Source organism: Serratia sp. C2(1), from assembly GCF_036352655.1.
Lineage (GTDB): Bacteria > Pseudomonadota > Gammaproteobacteria > Enterobacterales > Enterobacteriaceae > Serratia > Serratia inhibens.
Window position 1 is genome coordinate 1,783,241 of the sequence record NZ_JAZFBA010000001.1, and the last position, 13,850, is coordinate 1,797,090.

Annotated in this window: 12 protein-coding genes; 8 read left to right on the plus strand and 4 right to left on the minus strand. The window is 58.6% G+C overall.

Features of this window, described 5'->3' with window-relative positions; all coding sequences use genetic code 11:
* Nucleotides 1-2: 2 nt before the first annotated feature.
* The 3 genes from V2S86_RS08250 (at nucleotide 3) to V2S86_RS08260 (ending at nucleotide 3,201) form a co-directional block, all read left to right on the plus strand.
* Complete coding sequence (locus tag V2S86_RS08250) at nucleotides 3-245, plus strand: hypothetical protein (RefSeq protein WP_330762016.1); 243 nt, start codon at nucleotides 3-5, stop codon at nucleotides 243-245.
* A 111-nt stretch (nucleotides 246-356) separates the two neighbouring features.
* On the plus strand, nucleotides 357-1,535 hold the full coding sequence (gene manA, locus V2S86_RS08255) for a mannose-6-phosphate isomerase (protein ID WP_330762017.1): 1,179 nt from the start codon (nucleotides 357-359) through the stop codon (nucleotides 1,533-1,535).
* Between the two features lie 142 nt (nucleotides 1,536-1,677).
* A complete protein-coding gene (locus V2S86_RS08260) occupies nucleotides 1,678-3,201 on the plus strand; it encodes a YdgA family protein (protein WP_330762018.1) in 1,524 nt (507 codons plus the stop codon).
* Nucleotides 3,202-3,258: 57 nt separating this feature from the next.
* Here the strand turns inward: V2S86_RS08260 and V2S86_RS08265 are convergent, their stop codons facing one another.
* Nucleotides 3,259-4,239, minus strand: coding sequence for a DMT family transporter (locus V2S86_RS08265; RefSeq protein ID WP_330762019.1), 981 nt, complete (start codon nucleotides 4,237-4,239; stop codon nucleotides 3,259-3,261).
* A 96-nt stretch (nucleotides 4,240-4,335) separates the two neighbouring features.
* Between V2S86_RS08265 and V2S86_RS08270 the strand changes: the two genes are divergently transcribed.
* Nucleotides 4,336-5,244, plus strand: coding sequence for a LysR substrate-binding domain-containing protein (locus V2S86_RS08270; protein ID WP_330762020.1), 909 nt, complete (start codon nucleotides 4,336-4,338; stop codon nucleotides 5,242-5,244).
* Here the strand turns inward: V2S86_RS08270 and V2S86_RS08275 are convergent.
* Nucleotides 5,234-6,400 (minus strand): serine hydrolase domain-containing protein, encoded by a 1,167-nt coding sequence (locus V2S86_RS08275; RefSeq protein WP_330762021.1) that lies wholly within the window; start codon nucleotides 6,398-6,400, stop codon nucleotides 5,234-5,236. The genes V2S86_RS08270 and V2S86_RS08275 overlap by 11 nt on opposite strands.
* Before the next feature lie 102 nt (nucleotides 6,401-6,502).
* On the opposite strand from V2S86_RS08275, the gene V2S86_RS08280 reads away from it, so the two are divergent.
* Nucleotides 6,503-7,432 (plus strand): LysR family transcriptional regulator, encoded by a 930-nt coding sequence (locus V2S86_RS08280; protein ID WP_330762022.1) that lies wholly within the window; start codon nucleotides 6,503-6,505, stop codon nucleotides 7,430-7,432.
* Nucleotides 7,433-7,441: 9 nt separating this feature from the next.
* Here V2S86_RS08280 and ampC read toward each other — a convergent pair whose 3' ends face one another.
* Nucleotides 7,442-8,578: a class C beta-lactamase gene (ampC, locus tag V2S86_RS08285; protein WP_330762023.1), complete on the minus strand. Its 1,137-nt coding sequence runs from the start codon at nucleotides 8,576-8,578 to the stop codon at nucleotides 7,442-7,444.
* Between the two features lie 257 nt (nucleotides 8,579-8,835).
* Between ampC and V2S86_RS08290 the strand changes: the two genes are divergently transcribed.
* Nucleotides 8,836-9,711: a LysR family transcriptional regulator gene (locus tag V2S86_RS08290; protein ID WP_330762024.1), complete on the plus strand. Its 876-nt coding sequence runs from the start codon at nucleotides 8,836-8,838 to the stop codon at nucleotides 9,709-9,711.
* Here the strand turns inward: V2S86_RS08290 and V2S86_RS08295 are convergent.
* On the minus strand, nucleotides 9,708-10,739 hold the full coding sequence (locus V2S86_RS08295) for a Mal regulon transcriptional regulator MalI (protein ID WP_330762025.1): 1,032 nt from the start codon (nucleotides 10,737-10,739) through the stop codon (nucleotides 9,708-9,710). The two genes, V2S86_RS08290 and V2S86_RS08295, sit on opposite strands and share 4 nt — an antisense overlap.
* Nucleotides 10,740-10,996: 257 nt before the next feature.
* On the opposite strand from V2S86_RS08295, the gene malX reads away from it, so the two are divergent.
* Nucleotides 10,997-12,616: a maltose/glucose-specific PTS transporter subunit IIBC gene (malX, locus tag V2S86_RS08300; protein ID WP_330762026.1), complete on the plus strand. Its 1,620-nt coding sequence runs from the start codon at nucleotides 10,997-10,999 to the stop codon at nucleotides 12,614-12,616.
* Entirely contained in the window at nucleotides 12,609-13,790 is a 1,182-nt protein-coding gene (locus V2S86_RS08305) for a MalY/PatB family protein (RefSeq protein ID WP_330762027.1), read from the plus strand. The genes malX and V2S86_RS08305 overlap by 8 nt, the downstream gene beginning before the upstream one ends.
* Nucleotides 13,791-13,850 lie beyond the last annotated feature (60 nt).

Sequence of the window (13,850 nt, forward strand, 5' to 3'; positions counted from 1 at the left end):
CAATGACATTTTTGATTTTCTCTTTAATAGCCTGCCTAAAAATTGCCGCTGCAACACCCTATTCGCAATCCCTTTTTTTCGCCGTTTTTTTACCCAGCCGCAACCCCATCGAACCGCCAGAGGCATTTGTGACGCTTATTGCTATCACGTTATACTTTGCGAATGCCGAACAGCAGCGTGCCACAGAGCTTATTTCCCCCTGCCGGTCGCAGGTGCCCTATTGTTTGATCGCGCACCTGATTTAGCGCCGTCGGATGAGCGTATGATAGGCGCACAGGGCCTGCTTGTTTTAGCCTTATAAATCAGTCAGCTACTCCCCGCCACCGTGGCGGCGAACGCAAAGGATGTTTATCAAGATGCAAAAAATGACCAACGCAGTGCAAAACTATGCATGGGGCAGTCACGACGCCTTAACCCGGCTGTATGGCATCGCCAACCCGCAGGGGAAACCGATGGCGGAGCTGTGGATGGGCGCTCACCCGAAGAGCAGCTCCAGCGTGGCGGATGCCAACGGCAATTTGCGCTCGCTGCGCGACGTCATTGATGAAGATCAACCCAAACAGCTGGGCGCGGACGTTGCCCGCCGCTTTGGCGAACTGCCGTTCCTGTTTAAAGTGCTGTGTGCCGATCAGCCGCTGTCGATCCAGGTGCACCCAAGCAAGTCTGCCGCCGTTGCAGGTTATGCCAAAGAAAACGCCGCCGGCGTTCCGCTGGATGCGGCCGAGCGCAATTATAAAGACCCTAACCACAAACCGGAACTGGTGTTTGCGCTGACGCCTTTCCTGGCGATGAACGGCTTCCGCGAGCTGTCCGACATCGTTTCTCTGCTGCAGCCGATTGCCGGTGCGCATCATGATATCGCCACCTTCCTGCAACAGCCGGACGTTGCGCACCTGTCAACGCTGTTTGCCAGCCTGCTGGCGATGAGCGGCGACCAGAAATCACTGGCGCTCGGGGTGCTGAAAGCCGCACTGAACAACCAACAGGGCGAACCCTGGGATACTTTGCGCTTTATCGCCGGTTTCTACCCGGACGACAGCGGCCTGTTCTCGCCGCTGCTGCTGAATGTGGTGCAACTCCAGCCGGGTGAAGCGATGTTCCTGTACGCCGAAACACCGCATGCGTACCTGAAAGGCGTGGCGCTGGAAGTCATGGCCAACTCGGACAACGTGCTGCGCGCCGGTCTGACGCCCAAGTTTATCGATATTCCTGAATTGCTGGCCAACCTGCAGTTCCGCCCTCAGCCGGTTTCCGGCCTGTTGACCCAGCCGGAAAAGCGCGGCGATGAGCTGTTCTTCCCGATCCCGGTAGAGGATTTTGCCTTCTCGCTGCACGATCTCTCCGCCGCACCGCAGACGCTGGCTCAAAACAGCGCGGCCATCGTGTTCTGCGTTGACGGCGAAGCGGTACTGGAAAAACAGGGCCAGCAACTGGCGCTGAAGCCGGGCGAGTCCTGCTTTATCGGTGCTTTCGAGTCCCCGGTCAGCGTTAGCGGGTCAGGCCGAATCGCACGCGTTTATAATCTGTTGTCGTAATCACTCGGTAAATTTCAGCAAATTAGTTGCTAAAAAGAGTGGGTTACCTTCACAATTAAACGCCTGCGGGCGTTTTTTTGTTGGCCCAAATTTGCCCATCCATCTGTTTGCAACAGATGGCTTAATAAGGATGAACAGAACTATGAAAAAATCGTTAGTCGCTGTCAGCGTCATTGTGGTTCTTGGCGCGGCATGGACCGGGGCTTCCTGGTACACCGGCAAACTGATCGAGCAACGGATGGGTGAAGTGGTTGATAACGCCAACAGCCAACTGAAAGCCTACCTGCCGAAAGCCGGCGTCAAACTGGGTTATGAAAATTACCAGCGCGGCATCTTCAGCAGTAAAATCCGTTACGTGCTGCGCGCCGACGGCAGCGTCACCACCGACGATGCCGCACTGAAGCCCGGCGACGAAGTGGCGTTCCTGGAAACCATCGATCACGGCCCTTTCCCGTTCGCCCAGCTGAAAAAATTCAATCTGTTGCCAAGCATGGCCTCGGTACATACCGAGTTGGAAAACACCCCGGCAACCAAAGGCCTGTTTGACATTACCAAAGGCAAGTCGCTGTTCACCGCCGACTCGCGCATTTCATACAGCGGCGACACCTCGTCTGCCATCGACGTGATCCCGCTGGAATACGCCAAAGACAAATCGGCGCTGAAGTTCAGCGGCGCAACCATCAATGCCGATGTCTCGCGCGACATGAAATCCTTCACTCTGGACGCCCGCAGCGACAGCGCCGTGATCAGCGGCCCGAACCAATTCGGCCAGACCGAACAGGTGACCTTGCAGGGCGCTACGCTGAAGAGCCAGACCCATGCCGGCCAGTTCGATCTCAGCCTCGGCGATCAGAATATGGCGGTGAAGCAGGTCAAAATTGCCGTTGACGGCAAAGATACCCTGACGCTGGACGGTTTTAACCTGGCGAGCAAATTCGGCGAGAAAGACAACAATCTGAACGGCCAGATCGATTACACCATGGACGCACTGAAGATCCAGAACAGCGACTTCGGCTCCGGCAAGCTGTCGCTGAAAATCGACAAACTGGACGCCAAGTCGCTGAAAGAGTTTGCCGACCGTTACAACCAGCAAGCGCTGGCGATGCTGCAACAGGGTCAACCCGTCGATCCGGTCGCTTACCAGCAGCAAACCACCGATATCTTGCTGCAAAACCTGCCGCTGTTGCTGAAAGGCAACCCGAACATCAGCATCGCACCGCTGAGCTGGAAAAACAGCAAGGGTGAAAGCACCTTTACCCTGAATCTGGACCTGACCGATCCGGCGCAGGCCGGCTCCCCGGCACAATCTCCGGACCAGCTGATTGCTCGTTCGGTGAAAAAACTGGACGCCAGCCTGAGTATTCCGGTCGCAATGGCCACCGAAACCACCTCACAGACGGCACTGCTGCAAGGCTATAGCGCGGAAGAAGCGCAAAAACTGGCACAGCAACAGGTGCAAGGGCTGGCGGCGATGGGCCAGATGTTCAAACTGACCACCCTGAAAGACGACGTGATTGGCAGCAGCTTCCATTACGCCGACAATCAGGTTGAGCTGAACGGTAACAAAATGACGCTGCAAGAGTTCATCGGCATGTTCGGCCTGTTGGCCGCACCGGCAGAGGAAGGCGCACCGGCTCAGGACGCCGCTCCGGCACCGGCGCAGTAAGCCATCCCCCTTCTTTGGGGCTCCTGTACGGAGCCCCAGTTTTATCCCCGCCCCGCTTTAGCCTGATTTCCCCCCTTTTCCCGTCGCTTCCCGTTTGCCTTGGGGCACCAGGATACTGTGTACCGCTATCGTTGCACCCGTTAGCACCATCAGCAGCCCTGCCGTTTCGGGCAGGCTGGGTAAGCGACCGTGAAAAAACAATCCCAATAGAGTGGCAAACAGCGATTCCAGAGCAATCAATTGCCCTGAAAGCACCATCGGCAGATTATGGGTGGCCTTATTCCACGCCCAGGCGCCAATGACCGAACAACACACGCCAATCAACAATGCCCAACCATAAAGATGCCCGGCACGGCTAAAACTGAACCCCACGGCAGGGAGTTCGAAAAGTCCCAACCTTAGTCCCAATGGCAGCATCAATAAGGTGCCCAGTGCACCGCCAACCATCATCAGGCCGGTCCAGGCAGCGGTGGCATTTTTTGCGACCTTGTCCAGAGCGGCCTGATTGAGCAGGCTGAAAGCCAGCCACAGCGCAACTGCGGCGACAGAGAAAGCAAGCCCCGTTCTCAGCGATGGCAACGCCGCAGAGGTCGGTAGCCCATCACTGGCATTCACCAGCAGCAGGCCCAGCCCCAGCAGCGCCAACGGCATCCGCAACCGGCGCCAGGGTAGCGTTTTGGTTTGCGCATTTCCCAGCAATGCCAACAACAGCGGCACCATGCCAATAAAAGCAGGCGTCAGTACCGGACCGCCGAACGTCACGCCGCCGGCGATGCAGGCGCTGTAACCAAGATAGCCAATGTTACCCAGCGCCAAAGCCATCATCCGCAACGCCCAGGACAAGGCCCGTACATGCGGCCAATAGGCGATCACCAGCACCGCCCCCATCAATCCGGCCATGATGAAACGCAGCGCCAGCAGATCAAAGAGGCTATAGGCGCCGGTCACAAAGGGGGCAATAAAGTTAAGCGCCCAGCTTAAGGTCGCGACGACGGCAAAAAAGACACCGACGGCGAGTTGCGAACTTGATGTATGCATAATGCAGCCAAATGTATAAAGGGTGAGCACCCTTTTTAATGCGCTTGAAACTGTGCTACAAACGAATTATCAGCCCACAATGCATAATCTATAGTTATGAATAAACTCGGCAAGTCCTTACCGCCGCTCGCCAGCCTGCTGCCTTTTGAAGCTGCAGCGCGCCTGGAAAGCTTTTCGCGGGCGGCAGAAGAATTGCATCTGACCCAGGCCGCAGTGAGCCGACAAATTCGGATGTTGGAGGAAGATTTGGCTACCCGGCTGTTCAGCCGCCGTAATCGCGCCGTGTATTTGACTGAGGATGGACGTGAACTGTGGCGGGTGGTAAGCAACGCTCTCCACAATATCGGCACCGGCGCGGACCGTTTGCGCGGCGCATCGCGGCGGCATCGGGTGATTTTATTGGCGCAGCTTTGCGAAGCCTTTTACTGGTTGATGCCACGGCTGTCGACGTTTCACCAGCGGTATCCGGAAATCGAAATTAACGTCGTGACCACAACCCAGCCCTTAACCGATTTTGACAGCCACTTCGATGTCGCGCTGCAAAGCACCGGGCGCGCAAGCGGTGCCAGCTTGTTGGCATTTACCGCCGCCGACGAAGTTTTTCCCGTCTGCAGCCCCGGCTACTTGAGCCCACATCAAACGCGCCTGACGCTGCAGGACTTGGCACCGTACACCCTGCTGCACTATCGCGCCACGCCCCCGCATCAAATGGAGTGGGAAAGCTGGCTGGCGGTGTTCGGCCTAACCCTCGACAACGGCACCAAAGCTACGCATTTCAATAGTTACCCGATGATGTTGCAGGCCGCCGTAGAAGGCCACGGTATTGCCCTCGGCTGGCGCAGAACCGCAAGCCGGCTGATTGAAAGCGGCGCCTTGGTTAGGCCCTGCATCGAAAGCGTTCCGCTGCCCCAGGCAATCTCCGTATTCACCCGTCAGGGGCTGCCCGAACGCCCCGAAACCGAGGCGCTTATTCAGTGGTTGCAGGAAGAAATGCTTAATGAATAGCTGCGTTTACCCCGTACACCGCATCGCGGATCTGCGGCGGATACAAACCGCACATCCCTTCGAACGCCGTGTTGGTCAACGCTACCACGCTTAACGCCGCCTGCGGATCGTAAAACCAGCTGTGGCCATACACGCCGCCCCATTGCAGGGTGCCGTTATGCTGTGGCGTGGCCGCCCGTTGCGCGTCTGTCAGTACCGCGCCGCCAAAACCAAACCCCCAGCCCGGCCCCTGGACTTCGGCTTCAGCCCCCACGTGCGGCTGGCGCATCAGCGCCACGGTTGCCGGCTGCAAAATGCTCTCACCGCCGGTGCGTAGCGTCTCCACCAGCCGCAGTACGTCGTCGGCGTCACCGACCATGCCGGCGCCGGCGGACGGGTACGCCTGGCGATCGAAAGCGCGCGAAGGGGCGAATTCGACGTCAAAACCGAAGCCTTCCGGCAGCGTCAACCGCAGGCCGTCGTGCATCGGTTCCGGGCGTGCGGCCTGGTTGTAATAGGCCGTCGCCAGATTGTCGGGATCGGCGGCGTAAAAACCGGTGTTGCCCAACCCCAACGGCTGCGCCACCCATTGGTTGAACAACTGCGGCAAAGGTTCGTCTGCCGCTTGCTCCAGCACCGCACCCAGCACGTCGATCGCCAGCGAATAATTAAACAGGCTACCGGGTGCGGCAAGGAGCTCCGCCTGCGCCAGCAACTGCAAATTCTGCTCCAGCGTCAGTGACGACAGCTCCAGGCCATCTTTAACGCCCAGCCGCTGATATGGGCCCTCTGCGGGCTGATTCAGGCGGTAATCCAGCCCGGCGGTGTGGCTCAGCAGATGACGGATTTTAATCTCCGGGCGACGACCGTCGGCCAACGCCGGGGTGAACCACGGCAGCCAACGGCTTACCGCATCGTCCAGGCTCAATTTTTGTTGTTCTATCATGCGCATCGCCGCCAGCGTGATATAAGGCTTGGACACCGACGACAGGCGGAACTGCGTATTACGCCGCATTGGCCGCTGCAATTCACGGTCGGCATAACCTGCAGCCCCGGCATAAACCAGTTCGCCCCGTTGCGCCACCAGCACCACGCTACCCACGATGCGCCCTTCGTCGATCGCTCGCTGACTGACCGCCTGTATTCTTTCTGCTAATGACTGATTCGCTGTCGACATGTTTTTTTGTTCTCTTTGAAGGAATAGAATCAGTCTATCCCGTCTATTATAAAATTAAACGCCATGTTACTTAACGAATCATTAAGCAGGAATTAGCGATCGATGAGTTCACTGTTACAGCTGCTGCCGTTCTTCGAAGCCGTCGCCCGGCTGGGCAGCTTTACTCAGGCGGCCAACCAACTGGGTGTCACGCCACCGGCGGTGTCGCAAAACATTCAGGCGCTGGAAACGCGGCTGGGCGTCAGGCTGTTCAACCGCACCAGCCGTTCGGTACGGCTGAGTGATGAAGGGAAGATTTTTTATCAGCGGGTGGCGCCGGCCATGAGCCAAATCGACGTGGCGGCGGACGATCTCCGCACCCTGCGCGGGCAGCCTTCCGGCCTGCTGCGCATTACCTTGCCGCAACTGGCCGCGTCCCTGTTGGTGATGCCTTATCTGGAGGAGTTTCAGGCACGTTATCCCGAAGTACAGCTTGAGCTGTTTACCGACGACCATTTTTCCGATCTGGTGCTCGGCAGCTTCGATGCAGGCATTCGTATGCGCGCGATGTTGCAGAAAGACATGATTGCGGTGCCGATCGATAACGGCCAGCGGCGGGTGGTGATCGCCTCTCCCGGTTATCTGGCGCAGCACGGCGTGCCGCTAACGCCGGCGGCACTGAGCGAGCATAATTGCCTGCGCTACCGTTTCCCCGGCAGCGGCAAATTTGAACCCTGGTATTTCAGGCAGAATGACGAGCACCTGACGCTGGAGGTCGGCGGCAACCTGATTTTCAATGAGGATCGGCTGATAAAAGACGCCGCGCTGGCGGGGCTGGGCATGACCCAGCGCTTTCGCGGTACGGTGAAGCGCGAGCTGGAAAGCGGGCAACTGGTGGAAGTATTGGCGAATTACGCCGGCGATTCACCCGGTTTTTTCATCTATTTCCCTGCCGGCCGTCATATGCCGCTCAAGCTGCGGGTGTTTATTGATTTTATGCGGGAGAAACAGGCGTTGCAGGATATGCCCCAGAGCGCCATTACGGCGCCCTGAGGCTGCGACTTAAGGTTTTTCCAGCGCCTGCACGATGCGGTAAGTGGCCGCCACCCGATCGTCGTTCGGGAACCATTTGTTGGCCAGCATCACCACGGCAATCTTTTGCTTGGGTAAAAACACCGCGTAGGTAGAGAAGCCGCCGGTCGAGCCGGTTTTATTGAACCACGCCGCGCCCTGCTCCCGTTGCGGCGGAGTGATGGCGGTGGCCGGGGTGCCGTTCATGATCATCCCGGCATTGTTGCCCTCCGTCAGGCGCGCCAACTCTACCGGATAAGGATAGCTTTCCCACATCAGATCCTGGGTGAACACCCCCGCCCGATAATAGCCGATATGGGTTTCGTCCAGCGCCTTGCGCCATTTATCCCCTACCTTCGCGACCTGCATATTGGCCTCGAGGTAGCGGATCAAATCCTGCGCATTGGATTTGACGCCATAGGCTTCGGCATCCAGCGGCCCCGGAGTGACCCGCACCGGCTGATCTTTTTTGTTGTAGCCCTGGGCGTAATTCGCCATTTGGCCGGTCGGCACGTTAATGTAGCTGTGCGTCAGCCCCAGCGCCGGGAACACGCGTTGCTCCATCGCCTGAGCAAAGGGTTGGTTCAGGCTTTTGGCGGTGATCATCCCCAGCATGCCGATGCCCAGATTGGAATAAACGCGGGTGCTGCCTGCCGGTTGAGATGGCTGCCATTGCTTGTAATAGGCCATCAACTGCGCGTCGTTGGTCACCTCGTCCGGCACAAACAGCGGCAGCCCGGAAGTATGCGTCGCCAGATTCAGCAGGCTGACATGGTCAAACGCGCTGCCGCGCAATTCCGGCAAGTAACGGCTGGCCGGTTCGGCGAACGACAGCTTGCCTTCATCGTTGGCATAGGCCGCCAGCGTGGCGGTGAAGGTTTTGCTCAGTGAGCCGATTTCAAACAGCGTCTGGTTGGTGATGGGTTTGCCGCTCTGTTTGGACGCCACGCCATAATGATAAAACTGCTGTTTCCCTTCCACCGATACCGCGATTGCCATGCCCGGCACGCCGTATTTTTGCATCAGCGGTTGAATGATGGCATCGATGTCGGCTTTATCTGCGGCGTGACCGGCCGGTATCGCCAGAGCGGTCAGCAACGCCACCGCCAGCTTATGGGTTCTCTTCATGATAACAAGCTCATTGTGTTGAAGGGTCAGCGCCAATAGATTTTTTTGTCAGTCGGCGTAACCCTATCCTTGAGTGATTATACCCGGTGAATTTCACGTTGCAGCCAATAACGCTGCGGTCTGAATGGTACGGGCATCGACTATTCCTTGGCTCGTCGCAGGATAACTGCAACAAGTGCGCAAAATATCGGTGTTTATCCCCCGTCTGACAAGCGATAATAATTGCCCCTAGCCAAAAGAAAAACTTATAGATTGTTATGCGTAACCGACTGCCGCTGAATGCACTGCGTGCTTTTGAATCTTCCGCCCGCCACCTTAACTTTACCCGCGCCGGGCTGGAACTTAGCGTGACCCAGGCAGCCGTCAGCCAGCAGGTGCGAATGCTGGAAGAACAGCTGGGCATTGTGCTGTTCAAGCGCCTGCCGCGCGGTCTGGATCTTACCGAAGAAGGCCAGGCGCTGTTGCCGGTGTTAACCGAATCCTTTGACCGCATCGAGTCGGTACTGCAACAGTTTGAAGGTGGCCATTTTCATGAGGTACTGACGGTTGCGGTGGTCGGTACCTTTGCGGTCGGCTGGTTGATGCCGCGGTTGGCGTCGTTCAGAGAGGCTCATCCGTTTATCGATCTACGCCTCTTGACCAACAACAATCTGGTTAATCTGTCGGCGGACGGCATGGATTTCGCCATTCGCTTCGGCGAGGGGCTGTGGCCCGCGACCTGCAATATCAAGCTGTTTGACGCGCCGTTGACGGTGTTGTGCCCGCCGGCGGTCGCCGTGCGGCTGCGTTCACCGGAAGATCTTAAAAACGAGCTGCTGATGCGCAGTTACCGCAAGGATGAATGGGAACGCTGGTTTGCCGCCGCGCAGCTCGCACCCTGGCGCATTAACGGCCCGGTATTCGATGCGTCGAGATTGATGGTCGAGGGGGCGATAAACTGCGGCGGTGTGGCGCTGGCTCCCGCCAGTATGTTCGCCCGGGAGTTGCAAGGCGGGTTGCTGGTGCGCCCCTTTGCCGCCGAAGCGAACCTGGGCGGCTATTGGCTGACCCGTCTGAAATCCCGCGCAATGACCCCGGCGATGAAAACCTTCGAAGGCTGGCTGCAACAGCAGGCCCGGCAAGAACAGGCTTAGGCAGAACCGCGCTTGATCAGTCGCGGCGGCAAAATGACGTTTTGCGTCGGCAGATCGGTGTCGCCAATCCGCTGCAACAAGCGTGAAGCCGCACCGCGCCCCACCTCCAATGCCGAGCTGGACACCAGGGTCAGCGGCGGTTCGGTCAGTTCGGCTTCGGGCACGTCGCCAAAACCAATCAGCGCGACCTGCCGGCCATAATAGGTGTCCACACCTTCCGAACCTATGCTGCGCCCGCTGCGCACAATGCCGAAATAAGCGCCCAACGCCACCGACGCCTTGTGACACACCAGCGCGCTGATGTTCGGGTATTGGCGTAGCAGGTTTTCCGCCGCCTCCGCCGCTGCCCGCTGATGGCAATCGCATTCGACAATCCATTCGGCACGGAAAGGCAGGCCATACTGCACCAGCGTGGCGCAAAAGCCCCCCAACCGTTCCGCACGAGTCAGTGAACTGCTCTGGCCGCCCAGATAGGCAATTTGGCTGTGGCCGCGTGTGATCAGGAATTCCGTGGCCATCTTGGCGGCCTGCATGTTGTCCGGGCGCACCACATCGACCCCTTCCAACCCGTTCGAACGCGCGGCGCACACCAGAGGGACCCCCTGCTCTGCGGCCTTTTCCTTCAGGCCCGCCGCCGAACGCACACCGCCCGCCAGCACCATGCCGTCGACGCCGTGTTCCAGCAGGGTGTCAAAACAGCGCATCAGCCCTGTGCCGTCGCGGCCACTTTGGGTGAGGAACAGCACTTTGCCGTGCGCCTCCAGCACCTCGCTCAGGCCCGCGGTCATTTCGGCATAAAAAGGGTCGCAGATATCGCGCAGGATCAGCCCTATCACGCCGGATTCACCGCCGCGTAACGTCGCCGCCTGGCGGTTGCGCACATAACCCAGCCGTTCGATCGCCTGATTGACCCGCGTCACTGTGGTGGCCGAAATACGCCCCTTGCCGCTCAACACCAGTGAAACGGTAGTGACGGAGACGCCGGCCTGCTGTGCGACATCGGTGATGGTGATCTTTTTGATGGTCATAACCCCTGCATGTCCGATCCTGGGCATAGTGTGCAAACGCTGCAGCTTGAAAGCCACAGGGCCTGTCTCTGAAGTCAATGGTATACCGAATCTCTTTGTTCGGTAAAACGTTTTACTGGCGTAACCATTGTCACCGTAAAGCACCGACCATAATTGTGATTAGCGGCGCATTTTTGCTAGGTAAAACGTTTTATCTTATTTTTACCTAACAGGGCACACATTACTTTTGCACGTTTTTTCGCCAGGAGCCGCCGGTCATGCCAGCATCTAAAAAACAAAAAATAACGCTCTGGGAGTTTTTCCAGAGCCTGGGCAAAACATTCATGTTGCCCGTCGCCTTGCTGTCCTTTTGCGGCATCATGCTGGGGATCGGCAGTTCGCTGAGCAGCCGCGATGTCATCACTCTGCTGCCTTTTATCGGCCACCCCGCCTTCCAGCTGCTGTTCACCTGGATGAGCAAGATGGGCTCTTTTGCCTTTAGCTTCTTGCCGGTGATGTTCGCCATCGCCATTCCGCTGGGCATGGCGCGTGAAAACAAAGGCGTCGCCGCGTTTTCCGGCTTTGTCGGTTTTGCCGTGCTCAACCTGGCGACCAATTTTTATCTGACCACCACCGGCATTCTGCCCACCACAGATCCGTTGGTGTTAAAAGCCAATAACATCCAGAACATCCTCGGTATCCAGTCAATCGACACCGGCATTTTGGGCGCGGTGATCGTCGGTATTATCGTTTATCTGCTGCATGAGCGTTTCAATACCATCCGCCTGCCGGACGCGCTGGCGTTCTTCGGCGGCACCCGCTTTGTGCCGATCGTCACCACCCTGGTGCTGGGCCTGTGCGGGCTGGTTATTCCGCTGATTTGGCCCTGGTTCGCCGCCGGCATCAACGGCCTTGGCTGGGTGATCAACGGCGCGGGCGCTTTTGGCCCGATGATTTTCGGCACCGGCGAACGCCTGCTGTTACCCTTCGGTTTGCACCATATTCTGGTGGCGTTGATCCGCTTTACCGAAGCGGGCGGTACGTTGGACGTTTGCGGCCACAGCGTCAGCGGCGCCCTGACCATTTTCCAGGCGCAGCTCTCCTGCCCAACCACCACCGGCTTTGCCGAAAGCGCTACCCGCTTCCTGTCGCAGGGTAAAATGCCGGCGTTCCTCGGCGGCCTGCCGGGTGCGGCGTTGGCGATGTATCACTGCGCCAGGCCGGAAAACCGTCATAAAATCAAGGGGCTGCTGATCTCCGGCGTGGTGGCCTGCGTAGTCGGTGGCACCACCGAGCCGATCGAGTTTCTGTTCCTGTTTGTGGCACCTTTCCTGTACTTCATCCACGCCATTCTTACCGGGCTGGGCTTCACCGTGATGGCGCTGCTGGGCGTGACCATCGGGAACACCGACGGCAATATCATCGATTTCGTGGTGTTCGGTATCCTGCACGGCACCGCCACCAAGTGGTATCTGGTGCCGATGGTCGCCGCCATCTGGTTTGCCGCCTACTACGCCATTTTCCGCTTCTCCATTCAGCGCTTTAACCTCAAAACGCCGGGCCGCGAGAGCGACACCGCCGCCAGCCAAAGCGCGCCGGTGGGCGCGGTCGGTAAATCCGGTTATAACGTGCCGGCCATTTTGGCGGCGCTGGGCGGCAGCGAGAATATCGTTTCGCTGGATAACTGCATCACCCGCCTGCGCCTGTCGGTCAGCGACATGAGCAAGGTGGATGATGCGGCGCTGAAGGCCAACCGCGCCATTGGCGTGGTGCACCTCAATGACCATAATCTGCAAGTGGTGATCGGCCCGCAGGTACAATCGGTGAAAGATGAATTAGACTCACTGATAGCGGCGGCGCCTCCTGCCGCCGCCCTGCAGGGAGCGTCACATGTTTGATTTTTCTACTCCGGTCGATCGGCACGGCACCTGGTGCACGCAGTGGGATTACATTGCCGACCGCTTTGGCAGCGATGACCTGTTGCCGTTCACCATCTCCGATATGGATTTCGCCACCGCCCCCTGCATTATCGAGGCGCTGCAGCAGCGCCTTCAGCATGGCGTGCTGGGCTACAGCCGCTGGCAGCATGAGGATTTTCTCGGCGCAGTGCGTCACTGGTATCAGCAGCGCTTCAACACGCCGAGCGACACCGGGATGGCGGTTTACGGTCCATCGGTGATCTACATGGCAGCACAGATGATCCGCCTGTGGTCAGCGCCGGGAGAATTCGTGGTCACTCACACGCCGGCCTATGACGCCTTTTATAAGGTGATCCTCGGTAATCAGCGCCAACTCTTGGCCTGCCCGTTGCACAAGGACGGCGACCAATGGCGGTGCGATATGGCGCACCTGGAAGCGCTGCTGGCGCGGCCGCAAACCAAAATCCTGCTGTTGTGCAGCCCGCACAACCCGACCGGCAAGGTGTGGAGTGTGGCGGAGTTGCAGCAGATGGCCGAGCTGTGCGAACGTCATGACGTCCGGGTGATCAGCGATGAGATCCATATGGACATGGTGTGGGGCGAAAGGCGCCACACGCCCTGGAGCCAGGTGGCGACCACGCCCTGGGCTCTGCTGACCTCCGGCTCCAAAACCTTCAATATTCCGGCGCTGACCGGTGCCTACGGGTTTATCAGCGACGATGCCGCTCGCGACGCCTACACCCAACTGCTGAAAAGCCGCGACGGGCTGTCCTCACCGGCGGTGTTGGCGGTGGTGGCGCACATTGCCGCCTACCGACACGGCGAACCCTGGCTGGATGCGTTGCGCGATTATCTGCAAGACAACCTGACCTACGTCGCCGAACGGCTGAACCGGGCGTTCCCGGCGCTCGCCTGGCAACCGCCGCAGGCCACCTATTTGGCCTGGATCGATCTACGCCCGCTCGGCATTGATGACAGCCAACTGCAACAGGTGCTGATCGACCGCGAGAAGGTCGCGATTATGCCGGGTTTCACATACGGCGAAGAGGGCCGCGGTTTCCTGCGACTGAACGTCGGTTGCCCGCGCAGCAAGGTGGAAGCCGGCATGGATAAACTGATTAGCGGGCTGAGGTTTGTTCTGGGCGAGGTGTAGTCGAGCGGGCCGGCTCGGGCCGGTCGACGAGGAGTGATCAGGCCGTCACCGGTTACAGGC

What these genes read in the sequence shown, in the direction of transcription:
- V2S86_RS08280 (WP_330762022.1), top strand. Translation starts at nt 6,503, where the DNA reads ATGAGTTCACTGTTACAGCTGCTGCCGTTCTTCGAAGCCGTCGCCCGG.
- V2S86_RS08295 (WP_330762025.1), bottom strand. Translation starts at nt 10,739, where the DNA reads ATGACCATCAAAAAGATCACCATCACCGATGTCGCACAGCAGGCCGGC.
- V2S86_RS08260 (WP_330762018.1), top strand. Translation starts at nt 1,678, where the DNA reads ATGAAAAAATCGTTAGTCGCTGTCAGCGTCATTGTGGTTCTTGGCGCG.
- V2S86_RS08250 (WP_330762016.1), top strand. Translation starts at nt 3, where the DNA reads ATGACATTTTTGATTTTCTCTTTAATAGCCTGCCTAAAAATTGCCGCT.
- ampC (WP_330762023.1), bottom strand. Translation starts at nt 8,578, where the DNA reads ATGAAGAGAACCCATAAGCTGGCGGTGGCGTTGCTGACCGCTCTGGCG.
- V2S86_RS08305 (WP_330762027.1), top strand. Translation starts at nt 12,609, where the DNA reads ATGTTTGATTTTTCTACTCCGGTCGATCGGCACGGCACCTGGTGCACG.
- V2S86_RS08290 (WP_330762024.1), top strand. Translation starts at nt 8,836, where the DNA reads ATGCGTAACCGACTGCCGCTGAATGCACTGCGTGCTTTTGAATCTTCC.
- V2S86_RS08270 (WP_330762020.1), top strand. Translation starts at nt 4,336, where the DNA reads ATGAATAAACTCGGCAAGTCCTTACCGCCGCTCGCCAGCCTGCTGCCT.
- manA (WP_330762017.1), top strand. Translation starts at nt 357, where the DNA reads ATGCAAAAAATGACCAACGCAGTGCAAAACTATGCATGGGGCAGTCAC.
- V2S86_RS08265 (WP_330762019.1), bottom strand. Translation starts at nt 4,239, where the DNA reads ATGCATACATCAAGTTCGCAACTCGCCGTCGGTGTCTTTTTTGCCGTC.
- malX (WP_330762026.1), top strand. Translation starts at nt 10,997, where the DNA reads ATGCCAGCATCTAAAAAACAAAAAATAACGCTCTGGGAGTTTTTCCAG.
- V2S86_RS08275 (WP_330762021.1), bottom strand. Translation starts at nt 6,400, where the DNA reads ATGTCGACAGCGAATCAGTCATTAGCAGAAAGAATACAGGCGGTCAGT.